General features: G+C 37.8%; 17 protein-coding genes. All 17 read left to right on the forward strand.

What is annotated here, in order from left to right:
* Window positions 1-165 precede the first annotated feature (165 nt).
* Window positions 166-816, forward strand: a complete 651-nt coding sequence (fsa, locus tag O7776_RS02570) for a fructose-6-phosphate aldolase (protein ID WP_241367561.1) — start codon at window positions 166-168, stop codon at window positions 814-816.
* Between the two features lie 61 nt (window positions 817-877).
* The gene (locus O7776_RS02575; RefSeq protein ID WP_274309091.1) at window positions 878-2,155 is read left to right on the forward strand and encodes a UDP-N-acetylglucosamine 1-carboxyvinyltransferase; all 1,278 of its coding nucleotides are present in this window, start codon (window positions 878-880) and stop codon (window positions 2,153-2,155) included.
* A 53-nt stretch (window positions 2,156-2,208) separates the two neighbouring features.
* On the forward strand, window positions 2,209-3,174 hold the full coding sequence (gene glpX / locus O7776_RS02580; RefSeq protein WP_274309092.1) for a class II fructose-bisphosphatase: 966 nt from the start codon (window positions 2,209-2,211) through the stop codon (window positions 3,172-3,174).
* A 237-nt stretch (window positions 3,175-3,411) separates the two neighbouring features.
* Complete coding sequence (gene rho, locus O7776_RS02585) at window positions 3,412-4,695, forward strand: transcription termination factor Rho (protein ID WP_274309093.1); 1,284 nt, start codon at window positions 3,412-3,414, stop codon at window positions 4,693-4,695.
* A 186-nt stretch (window positions 4,696-4,881) separates the two neighbouring features.
* The gene (gene rpmE / locus O7776_RS02590; protein ID WP_241367565.1) at window positions 4,882-5,082 is read left to right on the forward strand and encodes a 50S ribosomal protein L31; all 201 of its coding nucleotides are present in this window, start codon (window positions 4,882-4,884) and stop codon (window positions 5,080-5,082) included.
* Window positions 5,083-5,358: 276 nt separating this feature from the next.
* Window positions 5,359-5,931 carry a thymidine kinase gene (locus tag O7776_RS02595; RefSeq protein WP_241367566.1) on the forward strand — a complete coding sequence of 191 codons (573 nt, stop codon included), beginning with the start codon at window positions 5,359-5,361 and terminating at the stop codon, window positions 5,929-5,931.
* A gap of 239 nt (window positions 5,932-6,170) precedes the next feature.
* Window positions 6,171-7,247 (forward strand): peptide chain release factor 1, encoded by a 1,077-nt coding sequence (prfA, locus tag O7776_RS02600; protein WP_274309094.1) that lies wholly within the window; start codon window positions 6,171-6,173, stop codon window positions 7,245-7,247.
* Window positions 7,240-8,094 (forward strand): peptide chain release factor N(5)-glutamine methyltransferase, encoded by an 855-nt coding sequence (gene prmC / locus O7776_RS02605; RefSeq protein ID WP_274309095.1) that lies wholly within the window; start codon window positions 7,240-7,242, stop codon window positions 8,092-8,094. Before prfA ends, prmC begins: the two co-directional genes overlap by 8 nt.
* Window positions 8,095-8,138: 44 nt before the next feature.
* On the forward strand, window positions 8,139-8,735 hold the full coding sequence (locus O7776_RS02610; RefSeq protein ID WP_274309096.1) for a stage II sporulation protein R: 597 nt from the start codon (window positions 8,139-8,141) through the stop codon (window positions 8,733-8,735).
* A 48-nt stretch (window positions 8,736-8,783) separates the two neighbouring features.
* On the forward strand, window positions 8,784-9,818 hold the full coding sequence (locus O7776_RS02615; RefSeq protein ID WP_274309097.1) for an L-threonylcarbamoyladenylate synthase: 1,035 nt from the start codon (window positions 8,784-8,786) through the stop codon (window positions 9,816-9,818).
* A 218-nt stretch (window positions 9,819-10,036) separates the two neighbouring features.
* Complete coding sequence (locus tag O7776_RS02620) at window positions 10,037-10,531, forward strand: manganese efflux pump (RefSeq protein WP_274309098.1); 495 nt, start codon at window positions 10,037-10,039, stop codon at window positions 10,529-10,531.
* A 13-nt stretch (window positions 10,532-10,544) separates the two neighbouring features.
* Complete coding sequence (locus O7776_RS02625; RefSeq protein ID WP_274309099.1) at window positions 10,545-10,991, forward strand: low molecular weight protein arginine phosphatase; 447 nt, start codon at window positions 10,545-10,547, stop codon at window positions 10,989-10,991.
* A gap of 1 nt (window position 10,992) precedes the next feature.
* Window positions 10,993-12,282: a methyl-accepting chemotaxis protein gene (locus O7776_RS02630; protein ID WP_274309100.1), complete on the forward strand. Its 1,290-nt coding sequence runs from the start codon at window positions 10,993-10,995 to the stop codon at window positions 12,280-12,282.
* 235 nt (window positions 12,283-12,517) lie between these two features.
* Window positions 12,518-12,964 carry a ribose 5-phosphate isomerase B gene (gene rpiB, locus O7776_RS02635; RefSeq protein WP_241367574.1) on the forward strand — a complete coding sequence of 149 codons (447 nt, stop codon included), beginning with the start codon at window positions 12,518-12,520 and terminating at the stop codon, window positions 12,962-12,964.
* 8 nt (window positions 12,965-12,972) lie between these two features.
* Window positions 12,973-13,518 (forward strand): TIGR01440 family protein, encoded by a 546-nt coding sequence (locus O7776_RS02640; protein ID WP_274309101.1) that lies wholly within the window; start codon window positions 12,973-12,975, stop codon window positions 13,516-13,518.
* 81 nt (window positions 13,519-13,599) lie between these two features.
* Window positions 13,600-14,844, forward strand: a complete 1,245-nt coding sequence (gene glyA, locus O7776_RS02645) for a serine hydroxymethyltransferase (protein WP_274309102.1) — start codon at window positions 13,600-13,602, stop codon at window positions 14,842-14,844.
* Window positions 14,845-15,070: 226 nt separating this feature from the next.
* Entirely contained in the window at window positions 15,071-17,161 is a 2,091-nt protein-coding gene (locus O7776_RS02650; protein WP_274309103.1) for a putative bifunctional diguanylate cyclase/phosphodiesterase, read from the forward strand.
* The last annotated feature ends 10 nt before the right edge of the window (window positions 17,162-17,171 follow it).

The following is a 17,171-nucleotide window of genomic DNA, read 5'->3' on the forward strand; positions in this document are numbered from 1 at the left end:
TGGATTCAACGAAAAAGGGATGTACCGAAATGACTTTTCGAACAGTCCCTTCTTTGTGAACATTTGTTTTCTACTAAAGCATCTCGTTCACAATTGGGCGGGATGCATTTTGTTAATTATAAAAGGATTCATTGCATTTAAATTTAATTTTGGAGGAAAATAATTATGAAATTTTTTATCGATACAGCAAACTTTGATGAGATCAAAGAAGCATATAACTGGGGAATTTTATCAGGCGTAACGACAAACCCATCATTAGTAGCAAAAGAATCCGGCGTTAATTTCCACGATCGTTTACGTGAAATCGCGGAATTAGTAAATGGTTCAGTTTCGGGTGAAGTTATTTCTCTAGACGCTGAAGGCATGATTCGTGAAGGGGAAGAGCTAGCAGCCATTCACCCAAATATCACAGTGAAATTACCAATGACGCCAGCTGGTTTACAAGCTTGCCGTCACTTCGCAAATAAAGGGATTAAAACAAACGTAACATTAATTTTTTCTGCAAACCAAGCATTAATGGCTGCTCGTGCAGGTGCAACGTATGTATCACCATTTATCGGTCGTTTAGACGATATTGGCCAAGATGGTTCAGAATTAATTTCAACGATTGCAGAAATGTTTGCGATTCACGGTATTGAAACAGAAATTATCGCTGCATCGATTCGTCACCCACAACATATCCAAGCAGCAGCTTTAGCGGGTGCGCATATTGCAACAACACCATTTAAAGTATTACAACAATTGTTCAAACATCCATTAACAGACAAAGGAATTGAAGGATTTTTAGCGGATTGGGCAAAGCGAGAAGGGAAATAATAAGACTAACCTTTAAAAGCTTCTTGTAATTGTTCAATTGTAAAGTAAGGGAGAACTCAAAATGGATGTTTATAAAATTAAGGGCGGAAATCGTCTACAAGGTAAAGTAACAGTAAGTGGCGCTAAAAATAGTGCGGTCGCTTTGATTCCTGCATCAATTTTGGCAGGTTCTTCCGTTACGATTGACGGAATTCCTGAAATTTCAGATGCATGGACGTTAAAAGCACTATTAGAAGAAATTGGCGGAGAAGTGTCATTTGAAAATGGCATAATGACGATTGACCCTACAAAAATGGTTGCAATGCCTTTACCAAACGGAAACGTTAAGAAGTTGCGCGCATCGTATTATATGATGGGTGCGATGCTAGGACGTTTTAAAAAGGCAGTTATCGGTTTACCAGGCGGCTGTTTTTTAGGTCCTCGACCAATCGATCAGCATATTAAAGGCTTTGAAGCATTGGGTGCAAAGGTAACAAACGAGCACGGTGCAATTTATTTGCGTGCGGATGAGCTAATCGGTGCGAAAATTTATTTAGACGTTGCAAGTGTAGGCGCGACAATTAACATTATGTTAGCTGCAGTGCGTGCAAAAGGGAAAACAATTATCGAAAACGCTGCAAAAGAACCGGAAATTATCGATGTAGCAACCCTGTTAACAAATATGGGTGCCAATATTAAAGGTGCAGGTACAAGTGTTATTCGTATTGAAGGTGTCGAAGAGCTTAATGGCACGAATCATACGATTATTCCTGACCGTATCGAAGCAGCGACTTTTATGATTATGGCTGCTGCAGTGGGGGATGGTGTACTAATCGATAATGTCATTCCCCTGCACTTAGAGGCAGTAACCGCAAAGCTACGTGAAATGGGCGTAAAAATTGAAGAAAACGAAGAAAGTGTTTACATCCCGAAACACGAAAAATTCCGTGCGGTCGATGTTAAAACACAGGTTTATCCAGGTTTCCCGACAGATGTACAGCAGCCATTAGCTGTGTTAATGACCCAATCGGAAGGTACATCAAAAGTAACGGACACAATTTATTCTGCTCGCTTTAAACATATCGATGAATTGCGCCGCATGAATGCAAAAGCGCGTGTGGAAGGTAGTACAGCAATTATCCAAGGTCCGTCTGCTTTAGAGGGATCTGCAGTAACTGCAACTGACCTTCGAGCGGGTGCCGCACTTGTTTTAGCAGGATTAATTGCAAAGGGTGAAACAGAAATTCACGACATTTATCATATAGAACGTGGTTATAGCGAGCTAATCCAAAAGCTTTGTGCACTTGGTGCAGATATTCGCAAAGAATCAATCATGGTAAATACAAATAATAAGGCGTAAAATGGCGTAAGACAGTTTCGGTTTTAACCGAACAATCAGGAGGCAAATATAAAATGGAACGTAGTTTATCAATGGAAGTAGTTCGTGTAACAGAAGCAGCAGCAATTGCATCAGCAAAATGGATGGGACGCGGACTAAAAAATGAAGCAGACGACGCAGCAACAACAGCAATGCGTGTCATGTTTGATACAATCCCAATGCATGCGACAGTTGTAATTGGTGAAGGTGAAATGGATGAAGCGCCAATGCTTTACATCGGTGAAGAATTAGGACTTCGTAACGGCGGACCGGAAGTTGATATTGCAGTCGATCCATTAGAAGGAACAAATATCGTAGCAAAAGGTACTAACGGTGCAATGACAGTTCTTGCAATTGCAGACCGTGGCAATCTTTTAAATGCGCCAGATATGTACATGGAAAAAATTGCTGTTGGCCCAGAAGCAGCAGGTAAAGTAGATATTAACGCATCTGTAACATATAACTTATTACAAGTGGCAAAAGCGAAAAACAAAGACATCTCAGACGTAGTGGCAACATTACTGGACCGTCCACGTCATCAGCATATCGTTGATGAGATTCGTGAAGCAGGCGCGCGTATTAAATTTATCCAAGACGGGGATGTAGGTGCTGCAATTAATACAGCATTCGACGAAACGGGTATTGACATTATGTTCGGTATGGGTGGCGCACCAGAGGGCGTTATCTCAGCAGTTGCATTAAAATGTTTAGGTGGCGATTTCCAAGCGAAATTAGTACCGGAAGACGAAGAACAATTAGAGCGATGCAAAAAAATGGGCATCGACGTAGACAAAGTGTTAATGATGGATGACTTAGTAAAAGGCGATGATGCTATTTTCGCAGCTACAGCAGTAACAGACTCAGAGCTTTTACGTGGTGTTCAATACAAAGGTTCTTATGCGTTAACACATTCAGTAGTAATGCGTGCAAAGTCAGGGACAGTTCGCTTTATCGAAGGGCGTCACAGTATTGCTAAAAAACCAAAATATGGTCAAAAATAACGTTCAAAAGTATAAATGATTTTTATCTTTATATAAGCGGGTGTCCAAACATTTGCTATAAAGAAAAAATACTATTTCCACTTCATTTACGCTATTATATACTTAATGCCCGGTGATCTTTTACCGGGCATCTTTCAAATAAAAGTAAATATACTTCTTCTACTAAACCCTTAAGTTTGCACACATTCAAGTGTTATTACCCACAGACAGAAATTATAAAAAGACTGGAGAAAATTTATGACAGCATTAACAATTGCTCAATTAGAAAGCATGACGTTAAAAGAATTATATGCTTTAGCGAAGCAATACAAGTTAACAAATGCGAGTAAACTAAATAAAAAGGAACTGATTTTTGCTATTTTAAAATCTCGTTCTGAACAAGAAGGCTTCTTTTTCATGGAAGGCGTACTTGAAATTATTCCAACAGATGGCTTTGGCTTCTTACGCCCAATCAATTATTCCCCATCAAAGGAAGATATTTATATTTCGGCTTCGCAAATTCGTCGTTTTGATTTACGTAACGGGGATAAAGTATCGGGGAAAGTACGTCCTCCGAAAGAAAACGAGCGTTACTATGGGTTATTACAAGTCGATGCAGTCAATGGGGAAGACCCTGAAATTGCAAAAGAACGTGTACATTTCCCTGCATTAACGCCACTTTATCCGGATCGTCATATCAAATTAGAAACAACGTCTACTAATCTATCGACGCGTATCATGGATCTAGTAGCGCCAGTTGGTTTCGGGCAACGTGGTTTAATCGTAGCGCCTCCAAAAGCAGGTAAAACATCATTATTAAAAGAAATTGCTAATTCAATTACAACAAATTACCCTGAGGCAGAGTTAATCGTGTTACTAATCGATGAACGTCCAGAAGAGGTAACAGATATTGAGCGTTCGGTAAAAGCGGATGTCGTATCATCGACATTTGACCAAGTCCCTGAAAATCACGTAAAAGTAGCAGAAATGGTATTAGAGCGTGCGCGTCGTTTAGTAGAGCATAAGCGTGATGTTATCATCTTAATGGATTCCATTACACGTCTTGCTCGAGCGTACAATTTAGTCATTCCACCAAGCGGCCGTACGTTGTCAGGTGGTATTGACCCAGCTGCGTTCCACCGTCCTAAACGCTTCTTTGGTTCAGCACGTAATATTGAAGATGGCGGAAGCTTAACAATTTTAGCGACAGCACTTGTTGATACAGGAAGCCGTATGGACGAAGTAATTTACGAAGAATTTAAAGGTACTGGTAATCTAGAGTTACACTTAGATCGTAATTTAGCAGAACGTCGTATTTTCCCTGCACTTGATATTCGCCGCTCAGGTACGCGTAAAGAAGAGCTGCTTATTCCGAAAGATCAGCTTGATAAATTATGGGCAATTCGTAAAACATTTAGCGATTCTTCAGATTTTGCAGAGAAGTTTTTACGCAAATTACGTCCAACAAAAACAAACGAAGAGTTTTTCGCGAAGCTTGATGCAGATATGAAAAAAGCGACGAATGGTAAAGGATTGCTATAAAGGATTGAAACTATAAATTAAATACTTGCAACATAAAATTAATCTTGTTATAATTATTTAGGTATGTATCGTGCACATATATAGCTGACCTCAAACATTGCTTAGCAGTGATATATTCGGGCTATGTAAGGTGCAGTACGAAAATACTCTGTTCCAGATGGTTCAGGGCGAGAGGAGAAAACGAATATGAAACAAGGTATCCACCCAGATTACAAAACTGCAACAGTAACTTGCTCTTGCGGTAACTCATTTGAAACTGGTTCAGTAAAAGAAAAGATCGTTGTCGAGTTCTGTAACGAATGTCACCCATTCTACACAGGTCGTCAAAAGTTCGCTTCTGCTGACGGTCGTGTTGATAAATTCAACAAAAAATACGGTATCAAGTAATATCGTTACCCATTTCCACATTTGTGGAGATGGGTTTTTTTATGTTCTTTCAACATGGTATAATCAATAGAAAAAATGTAATATTAGATAGATGATTGTAGGTGCTAATCATTTAGAGTGGGAAGTAGCAAGCTTCAACAGTCATTAAAAATGATTAGAAATTAAAATAGGCCGAGTGAGAGAACATTTTCTAAAAAGAGGATGTCCCGGAATTACTTCTTGGACATCCTCTTTTTAGAGAGACTTTTCAGGAAAGTATGAAATGGGGTATTTAAGATGGCACAATTATTTTACAAACATGGTGCGATGAATAGCGGGAAATCGATTGAAATTTTAAAAGTCGCACACAATTATGAAGAACAACAAAAAGCAGTATTAATTTTCACCTCAGGTATTGATACACGTGATGAGGTTGGGACTGTTTCAAGTCGTATCGGATTGCGTCGCCCTGCAATAGCGGTATTTGAAGATACGAATCTATATGAAATCGTAAAACAGCATAATGAAAAATTGTATTGTGTATTAGTCGATGAAGTCCAGTTTTTATCAAAAGAGCATGTTCTACAATTAACACAAATCGTCGATGAATTAAATATTCCTGTAATGGGCTTTGGCTTAAAAAATGATTTCCAAAACGAACTTTTTGAAGGAAGCCGCTATATGATGATTTATGCTGACAAAATTGAGGAGATGAAAACCATTTGCTGGTTCTGTCACAAAAAAGCGACGATGAATTTACGTGTCGATGAAAATAAAAAGCCGGTGCGCACAGGTGATCAAATTCAAATTGGGGGTAATGATAGCTATTACCCAGTATGTCGCCAATGTCATACAAACCCACCATTATAAACGGTATAGAAATTCAAGAAAGTTTCAGCATATAGGTAGCAACAAGCGCGGAATTTCTTTATACTAATATAGGTACATTTTACAATGATTCTATGGTTTGAATCGATTGACAATATATATTAATGTTTTGTTTTATGATGAAATTTACTGTTGCTTGAAGCGGAGAGAATCGACTCCAAGGGCAGCGAGCAACTTTTATAAAAACAAAACCTAAAAATTCTCTCTAGAGGTGAAAATAGATGTTTGATCGTTTACAAGCGGTTGAAGACCGTTACGAAAGATTAAATGAATTACTAAGTGATCCGGATATCGTTAGTGATTCGAATAAATTACGCGAGTATTCTAAAGAACAATCGGATATTCAAGAGATGGTAGACGTATATCGCGAATACAAATCCGTAAAAGAGCAATTAGCTGATACACGTGAGCTGATGGAAATGGAAAAAGATGCAGAAATGCTAGACATGATGAAGGAAGAGTTTAATGATTTAAACAAACAAGTTCCTGATTTAGAGGATCGTCTACGTATTTTATTAATTCCAAAAGACCCGAACGACTCTAAAAACGTAATTATGGAGGTTCGTGGCGCAGCAGGTGGGGACGAAGCTAATATTTTTGCGGGCGACTTATTCCGTATGTATACACGCTATGCAGAAACGCAAGGCTGGAAAATCGACATTATGGAAGCCACGCCAAACCCTGCTGGTGGATACAAAGAAGTGATCTTCATGATTAATGGTCAAGGTGCTTATTCAAAATTCAAGTATGAAAATGGCGCACACCGTGTACAACGTGTCCCAGCGACAGAGTCACAAGGCCGTATTCACACGTCTACAGCAACAGTAGCGTGTTTACCAGAAGTACATGTTGAAGAAGTAGAAATTCATGAAAAAGATATCCGTGTAGACACATTCGCATCATCTGGTGCAGGTGGTCAATCGGTAAATACAACGATGTCTGCCGTACGTATGACTCACTTACCAACAGGGGTTGTCGTGTCGATGCAAGATGAGCGTTCACAAATTAAAAACCGTGAAAAAGCGATGAAAATTTTAGTGGCACGTGTAGCGGATAAACACCGTGCTGAGGCGCAAGCAGAAATCGATTCTACACGTAAGTCGGCAGTTGGAACAGGCGACCGTTCTGAACGTATTCGTACTTACAACTATCCACAAAACCGTGTAACAGATCACCGTATTGGTTTAACGATTCAAAAATTAGACCAAATCGTTGAAGGTAAGCTGGATGAAATTATTGATGCACTCATTTTAGATGAGCAAGCAACACGCTTAGCGAACTTAAACGAAAATGCATAAAACAATTTTTGAGGCCCTTAATTGGGCTTCTTCTTTTTTAGAGAACAATGGTCGCGAAGGAAATGCCGCTAGATTATTATTGCAACATGTATTGCAAACAAATTATTCTGGCTTAATGATGAAAATGCATGATGAAATTTCAGCAGGACAGATGCAACAGTTTACTGCCTATATCGAGGCCCATGTAAAAGGACGCCCAGTACAATACATTACAGGTGTTGAAGAATTTTATGGTCGTACATTTGAAGTAAATGAATCGGTTTTAATTCCACGTCCTGAAACAGAGGAATTAATTGTAGGAACAATAGAGCGCATCAATCAATTATTTAACAATAATGATTTAACGCTTGCTGATATTGGAACGGGTAGCGGTGCCATTGCGATTACGATGAAAAAAGAATGTCCAAAATTAGATATTACGGCAACCGATCTTTCAACTGCCGCGCTAAAAACAGCGCAGAAAAATGCGAAAGATTTACAGGCAGAACTCACATTTATTGAAGGGGATTTAACAGCGCCAATTGCCTATCAAAAATGGGATATTGTTTTATCGAATCCCCCGTATATCGCGTTTGATGATATGTCTTCAATGTCTGATGTTGTTGTCGAGTATGAACCGCATAGCGCATTATTTGCTGATGAGGACGGGCTTATTTTATATCGTAAATTGGCAGAGCAATTGCCACCGCTTATGAATATACCGGGTCTGATTGGCTTAGAAATTGGTTATACACAAGGGGAGACAGTGGCAAATTTCTTCCGTGAGCATTTCCCGCAAGCACAGGTTTCAGTTGTAAAAGACATTAATGGCAAAGATCGTATGGTATTTTGTGAAATTATTGAATAAAATCTTCTATTCTTGCAAACAATGAGTTGCAAGGGGGAGAGAACATGTTACATGATTACGAGATTGTAAAAAAATCAAAATGGTGGATTGCTAGCTGGAAGTTGCTCGCAATGACATTTGTTTTATATAGTGCATTTATAATCATTCCAACAATTGTAGCGGATGTACAGGCAGAACGTCAGCAGTTAAATGAACAATTAAAGGTGCGTGTGATTGCAAATAGTTCATCAAAGGCGGATCAGCTTATAAAGCAGCAAGTTGTGGATAATATTCAATATGTAATCGAAAGTTCTGATGAATGGACTGTGGATAAACAAGGAATGGACATGATTGTTCAAGAAATTCAAAAAAATTACCCACAATTAAAATTCCGCTATGAATTTGGGGATAACTTAATGCCGCCGAAATGGCAATTTGGCGAGTTTTATCCACAAAATCATTATTATTCTGTGAACTTTATTATTGGACAAGGGCGCGGAGAAAATTGGTTTTGTTCAGTATTTCCAACGCTTTGCGCACCGAAAAAACAAGAAGTAAGTGAACGTCCGCAATTTTATTTGAGCGAATGGTGGCACAAAAAGAAAAATAAGAATAATCCACAAATTTCAGAAAATTACCCACAGTCACCTGTGAATTATTAACGATTTGTGGATATAGTACAGAAAAATTTATAGAAAGAAGCAGAATAAATGAAGACGTTATTATTAACTGCGGATGAATTTGTGGATAATTCAGAAAATTATACACAAGCGGTGGATTTTTTAAATAATGGGGAAGTTGTAGCTTTTCCTACTGAAACGGTTTATGGTTTAGGAGCAGTAGCAACGGATGAGCAAGCGGTAAAGAAAATATTTACTGCGAAAGGTCGACCGTCTGATAATCCACTGATTGTTCATATTGGAACAATTGAAGAAGTGGAAGACTATGCTGTGGATATCCCTGCAGTAGCAAAGAAATGTATGGAAGCGTTTTGGCCAGGACCGCTTACATTAGTGATGAATGTGAAGCCAAATGTATTGGCAGCTAGTGTGACGCCTGGTATGCAAACGGTAGGACTTCGCATGCCGGATCATCCTGTTGCACTTAATTTGTTAAAAGCATTAAAAAAACCATTAGCTGCACCAAGTGCCAATCGTAGTGGGAAACCAAGTCCAACGAAAGCAACTCATGTATTTGAGGATTTACAAGGTATTATTCCTTGTATTTTAGATGGTGGAATCACTGGAATCGGTGTGGAATCAACGGTGCTTGATGTGACATTAGATCAACCTGTTATTTTACGTCCAGGCGGTGTGACAAAAGAAATGCTTGAGCAAGTGATTGGTTCAGTATTAGAGCCGAACTTTGAGCAGCAAAAAATTGAATCAACACCAAAAGCACCAGGTATGAAATATACGCATTATGCCCCGGATGCACCGGTCTATTTAATTAACCAAGACAAGAATCAAATTGAGTGTGCGGTAGAAAAGTTACAGCAACAACAGCACAAAGTAGCTTTGCTAGCCCCACAAAAATTTGACAATATAAATGCCGATTATTTTTTCTCATTTGGGGATGAACATGAGCTAGCGCAAATGAGTAGTAAACTATACGATGTGTTACGTGCATGCGATAAAACAGATGCCACAATTATTTTAGCAACTGTAACTGAGCGAAAAGGTGTCGGTACAGCTATTATGAACCGCCTCGAAAAAGCAGCGGGCGGCAATTGGTATCAACAATAATGAAATCCATATTTTACACGGATGATGTGTAGAATGTGGATTTTTTTTATGTTAAAAAAAAGATTGAAATTCGTATTGTGGATAACTTAAGCGCTTATGTTTATACACCTAAAAAATTTGACTTCGGTTAGCATTGGCGTATTTGAATGGGGAAACGCATAACGTATAAGAGGAATGTAGTTTTGTGATTAACAAAAAATAAATGAAAGAAGGCCTTTATGCAGGAAATTATAGCAGGCATATTAATGTCATTTGATGTAGTGGCACTGTATTTAGTTGCGAATAATGTAAAATATAAATGGCTGCTTGCGGGTTGGACAGCCTGCTTACATATGATTTTCCCATTAATTGGTTTTTATTGTGGTCAGTGGCTTGCGGATTTATTAGTGCAATGGTCAAATAGTATTTCACTGTTGTTATTATTTTTTATTGGATTACAATTACTGCTATCAAGGGGAAATGAGAATTTTCCAGCAAAAACTTTACCTATTATCGCAATATTTGCGAGTTTTGATACCTTTTCAGTAAGCCTATCTTTTGGTATGCTAAATTTAGATAAATATACTTTTATTTTAAGTGCTGGGATTTCGACTCTGATTTTGTCTTATATGGCACTAATTATTGCGCAAAAAAATACAATTTTAAAAAATGGCTTGTTAAAAAAATTGGCAGGATTATTATTAATTATTATGAGTGTTTTACTATTAATATAAGGAATGATTGTAGATGAACATATATTTTATTTGTACCGGAAATACTTGCCGTAGTCCAATGGCAGCAGCTATTTTAATGAATAAAGATATTCCAAATGTAGAAGTGCGTTCGGCGGGGATTTATGCTCAGACTGGAAGTATAATGTCGATTAATGCACAACATGTTTTAAATCAACAAAATATTAAACATAACCATTCTTCAGAGCTATTTAATGAGCAAGATGCTCAGTGGGCAGATTTAATTTTGACGATGACCGCGGCCCATAAAGAGCTAGTCTTACATTTAGTAAATAATATTGAACATAAAACATTTACATTAAATGAGTATGTAGCGCAAGATGTTCTTGATATTCAAGATCCTTATGGTGGTAATGTAACCGTCTATGAACAAACATTCGAACAGTTAAATGAAGCAATTGAAAAGTTAGAGACAAAAATACGTTTGGGGGAACATCAATAATATGGAAACGAACAAAAAAATGTTTACATTACGTAGTAAGCTTGTACTGTTTGTAGGGATTTTAGCATTAATTACTTATTCAACGAGCTTTCTATTTATCGAGTTTATTCATCCTATGTTTTTTGAACAAACCAATCCACTAATCTTTCAAATCATTACATATGCGCTAGGAATTTTTTGGTCGTGCTTACTAGCAGCAGTATTTAGTTTAATTATTGTGCGCCCGTTACAGCGATTAGAAAATAGTGCAAATCAAGTAGCGGAAGGCAAAATAGGTAAAGATGTAGAAATGCCACGAACTAATGATGAAATTCGAAGCGTAGGGGAAGCATTTCAAGCGATGGTTGTTAACTTACGCAAAATGGTAAGTGGAATTGAAGATAACTACAAGTCAACAGATGCCACGATTGAGGACCTATCTATGCAAAGTAGCTCCGTAGCGAAAAATGCAGAATCGATTTCAAGTAATATCGGGCAAATTTCGCTGGGTGCGGAATCTTCAGCCGCTGCCATTCAAGAAACTGTAGAAGCAATTGAAGAAGTCCGTGAATTAGCAACTGAAGTGAATCTCAAGGCAATTGGCTCGGCAAATCGTTCTAAAGAAATCTTATCCAATCTATCTTCGACAACAGAAGCGATTCACGGTGTAGTATTAAGTATTCAGAAAATCGCCTCCGATAACGAGGATGCGTTGGTAAATATTCGTGAACTTGAAAAAAATGCAGAGCAAATTGAGCACATTATCGGTCTAGTGGGGGATATTGCAGGGCAAACGAACTTACTTGCACTCAATGCCTCAATTGAAGCTGCACGTGCGGGTGAACATGGAAAAGGCTTTGCGGTAGTAGCTGAAGAAGTGCGCGGTTTAGCAGATGAAAGTGCCAATGCGGTGAAGGGGATTACGACATTAGTACAAACAATGCAACAAAATGTAAACGTAGTAGTAGCGCAAATGAATAAGCAAGTTTCATTTGCCGTAAGTGAATCTTCACGAGTATCAGAAACGACAGTTGCTGTAGAAGGTATGTCCAAAGCAGTTCATGAAATGGCAGATGATGTTGTTCAAATATCACAATTAGTTAGTCAACAAATGCATAATATTGAATATACTTCACGTCAATCACAAGAAGTAGCAGCGATTGCTCAAGAAACGTCAGCGAGTGCACAGGAAGTGAACGCTGCATCAAACGAACAATCCTTTGCTATTCAGCAAGTAGAAGCATTAGCGAATGATTTACAAAAACAATCTGCTGAGCTTTACAAGATGATTCAGCAATTTGATAATAATTAATCTTACACCGAAATTTTAATTAAATTAAAGTTTCGGTGTTTTTTCCGTATATTACTCGTACTTAGACAATCAAATATACGTGAAAAACTAACGATTATTCACACGGACGCTCAATTATTCGTGTTTTATGCCGAAAATTGAAAATCATTATGGAAAATACGTGTCATTCTGATGTAATAAATGGTACACTGTTGATGAAAATAAAAGTAAAAATATATTAGGGAGGAAACCCTCTATGAAAATTGCGATTTCTTCAGATCATGGCGGCAATAATTTACGTAAAGAAATTATGGCACTATTAGACGAATTAGCGATTAGCTACGAAGACTTTGGTCCACAATCAAGCGACTCAGTTGACTACCCAGATTACGCGCGCCCTGTTGCAGAGCGTGTTGCATCAGGTGAATTTGACAAGGGTATTTTAATTTGCGGAACAGGGATTGGAATTTCAATCGCTGCCAATAAATTTAAAGGTATCCGTTGTGCATTAGTACATGATACTTTTTCAGCTAAAGCGACACGTAACCATAACGACTCAAATATTTTAGCGATGGGTGAGCGTGTTATTGGTGCGGGTCTGGCACGAGAAATTGTAACAACTTGGTTAAACGCAGAATTCGAAGGTGGACGTCATATCCGCCGTGTTGAAAAAATTTCTGAAATCGAAGAACAACAACAATAGGTGACCGCATGAAAAACTTACGCGATGTTCAAAAACAGTTGGCCGGGGCCTTACATGAATTCGAGCAGCAAGTGAAGTTTACCGAGGATCAGTTATTTGTTGTCGGCTGTTCGACGTCCGAAATACTTGGCGAAAAAATCGGAACAGCCGGTGCACTCGATGTTGCGCAAATGCTGTATGAGGAGTTTTCAAACTTTGCACACAAGCATAAGATGTATTTAGTTTTTCAAGGCTGCGAGCATATTAACCGTGCGTTAACATTAGAAGCAGCAGCCGCTAAAAAGTACCATTTAGAGCCTGTTTCAGTCGTCCCTATACGAACAGCAGGTGGCTCAATGTCAGCTTACGCTCATACACAAATGAACGAACCTGTTGTTGTAGAATCCATTCAAGCTCATGCGGGTATTGATATTGGACAAACATTAATAGGCATGCATTTAAAGCATGTGGCAGTACCCATTCGTACATCAGTAAAGTGTGTAGGAGACGCAGTCATTACGTTAGCTACAACACGTCCAAAGCTAATTGGCGGCGAACGTGCGCAATATAAGTAACGTTATTACGTTACATAACTATCATTTTGAATTGGAAACTCCGGAGTTAATTCGGAACAAAATTTAGGAGGATTTAGACAAATGGCATTTGAAAAATTAGCAGGACAAGACAAGGCAATCTTAGACGCGATTTTATTAGAGAAAAAACGTCAAAATACAAACATCGAATTAATCGCATCAGAAAACTTCGTATCAGAAGCAGTAATGGAAGCACAAGGTTCTTACCTTACAAACAAATACGCTGAAGGTTACCCAGGTAAACGTTACTATGGTGGCTGTGAGCATGTAGACGTAGTGGAAAATATCGCGCGTGATCGTGCAAAAGAATTATTCGGTGCAGCTTATGTAAACGTACAACCTCACTCAGGCGCACAAGCAAACATGGCAGTTTATCATACAATTTTACAACCAGGTGATACGGTGCTTGGTATGAACCTTTCACATGGTGGTCACTTAACACATGGTTCACCAGTGAACTTCTCTGGTATTTTATATAACTTCGTTGAGTACGGTGTAACAGCAGATACAAACGTAATCGACTATGAAGATGTTCGTCAAAAAGCTTTAGAATCAAAACCAAAATTAATTGTTGCTGGTGCTTCCGCTTATCCACGTGCAATTGACTTCGCAAAATTCCGTGAAATCGCGGATGAAGTAGGTGCATACTTCATGGTAGATATGGCGCACATCGCAGGTTTAGTAGCTGTTGGTGAGCATATGAACCCAGTACCATACGCTGATTTTGTAACAACAACTACACATAAAACATTACGTGGTCCACGTGGCGGTATGATTTTAACAAATGATGAAAAATGGGAAAAAGAATTAAATAAATCAGTATTCCCAGGTATTCAAGGTGGCCCATTAATGCACGTAATCGCTGCAAAAGCAGTAGCATTTGGTGAAGCATTACAACCTGAATTTAAAGACTATGCAAAACAAATTAAAGTAAACGCAGCAGCACTTGCAAAGAGCTTACAAGAAGAAGGCGTTGAAATCGTATCTGGTGGTACAGACAACCACTTACTATTATTAAACGTAAAATCTTTAGGCTTAACTGGTAAAGTTGCAGAGCACATCCTTGATGAAGTGGCGATTACAACAAACAAAAACACAATTCCTTACGATACTGAAAAGCCATTCGTAACATCTGGTGTTCGAGTTGGTACAGCAGCAATCACTTCTCGAGGTTTCAAAGAAGAAGATGCAATCGAAGTAGGTAAAATTATTGCATTAGTACTTAAAAACCCAGAAGACGCAGCTGTGAAAGAAGAAGCTCGTAAGCGTGTAGATGCATTAACTGCGAAACACCCATTATATGCATAATTAAAAATAATATAAAAAAGGCCTTTTTATCTCTTAATTATGAGGTGAAAAGGCCTTTTTTAAAATAATAGTGATTAATTTAAAGATTCCGTACATAATTACCTATTTTTCTGAATTATTTGATTGATTTATATTAAAATGGATATAGAATGTAAAGTATGTTATTACTATTTATAGAATAAAAATACAGAGTGAGCGAGGGAAATTGAAATTTGATGGAGGTACTATGGAAAAAACAAATGTAAGTTATTTTGAAAGATTAAAAAAAGTTGGCGACCATATACAAACAAACCTCATTATTATTGATGATACTTTACAAATTATCGATAGTAATCTCGTTTATTCGCAAGGAAACTTTCAATCATTATCTAATCTTTTGGAGCATTTTATCTTTCAACCCGAAGAACAACAGCAATTTGTAAGCTCTATTATTAATGCAACTGGTGACCCGATAAAAGTTCACCATAATCGGCAAGATGGTTCTACCTGTTTAGTTCAACTTCACAGTGTACCTATTTTATTAGAAAAACAATACTATATGTTAATAATGGTAGAGGTCGAACCCAACGCATCAGTATTACTTACACACACCACGAATGATATTATCATTCAAGAAACAAGTTTCGAAAATAAGATTCAAAAAATTTGTACAGAATTAGAGCCCTTGTATCGTGTGATGATTACATTTACATATACAAAAGAACATTCAATCTTACTTATTCCATCAAATAGTTTTAAGGGAGTTGAAGTTCCGCCCATTTCAAGCGAAGAGCAGCATTACCACAGTCAAATGCGAGGTAAAGCATTAGTGCAGTTAGCATTGCATCAGTCAACAAAACAATATGCAGAACAAAATGGCTATAGTAATAGCTTTGTTGTACCAGTCAGTACAATAGAAAATGAAGCAATCGGCTATTTTGTCATCTATCATAATGACCGAGAAATATTTGATAAAGAAGATGATTTGTTTCAGGAGAGGCTAATACAAGTTGTACAACTGCTCAATAAAATTTCGATGTATGAACAGCGAATTCAAATACTACAAACGATTGATAGTACAACAAATTTGCCTAGCTATAATCAATTTATTAAACAACTCAATCTACATAAACAACAGCAAAAAGTAGGGGTCATCAAAATTATCGAGCCAGGTGAGTTTTCAAAAGTAGTGGAACTGTATGGCCGACCTGCTGGAGATGAGTTACTAAAACAATTAGGAAAACATTTAAAACAAGCTTCAATTAGTAAAGATAGTGAAATTGCACGTTTCACAAGCTCTTCACTCATCATGTATACACCGGTCGATTTTCAAACACTCTTCAATCGCCAATCAGTAATAAGTGGGGATGAAATGGAGTCATTTACGATATTTAATCAACAAATACATATCACACTAAAAGTTGGGATTGCGCCATTAGATGACTACACATCAACGCATGATTCGGTTCGCTTTGCGGAATATGCATTGACGAAGGCACGTCAAATTCATGGCGCACATACGGAATTTTATACCGCACGCCATGATGATATTCTGGGGCGTGAAATACAACTGAGTAATCATTTAAAAAATGCGATTCGAAATAAGGAAATTACCGCATATTTTCAGCCGAAATATGCAGTTCATAATGAAAAAATCGCCAGCATGGAGGCATTAGCGCGTTGGTTTTCGCCTTCCCTTGGATTTATTTCGCCGGTAGAGTTTATTGCAATTGCCGAAAATACAGGACTGATTAGAGATTTAGAGTTGCAAATTATTGAAAAGGTGCTCGCATGGCAGCAACAACGTCAATATGATGGTAAGCGGATTGTGCCAATTGCTGTTAATATTTCGCCAGATCATTTCTATCATCCTCAGTTCATTCCAAAGTTAAAACATTTGCTTAATCACTATTATGCTGACCCAAAATATTTAATTGTAGAAGTGACAGAAAATATGGGGCTGTTTGATTTTGAACGAGCCAACAAAATTATAAATAAATTACAGACAATTGGGATTGTGACAAGTATAGATGATTTCGGAATTGGCTATTCATCTCTCAGTTATCTACAAAAATTTTCATTTAACGAATTAAAAATTGATCGTAGTTTTGTTATGAAAATTAAAGAACTGGCAACACAAACAATCGTGAAGGCCATTATTGATATCGCACATACACTTAATATGGTCGTTATTGCTGAAGGTGTTGAAACAAAGGAGCAACGTGATATATTAAAAGCTATTCGTTGTGATGAAATTCAAGGGTACTATTATTCAAAACCATTATCGATGGAAGAAGCCTCGAAGTTAATTGATGACGAACGTCAAAAAAGAAAGTGAATTTGATAAT

This window comes from Solibacillus daqui (genome assembly GCF_028747805.1).
In the GTDB taxonomy this organism is placed as follows: domain Bacteria; phylum Bacillota; class Bacilli; order Bacillales_A; family Planococcaceae; genus Solibacillus; species Solibacillus daqui.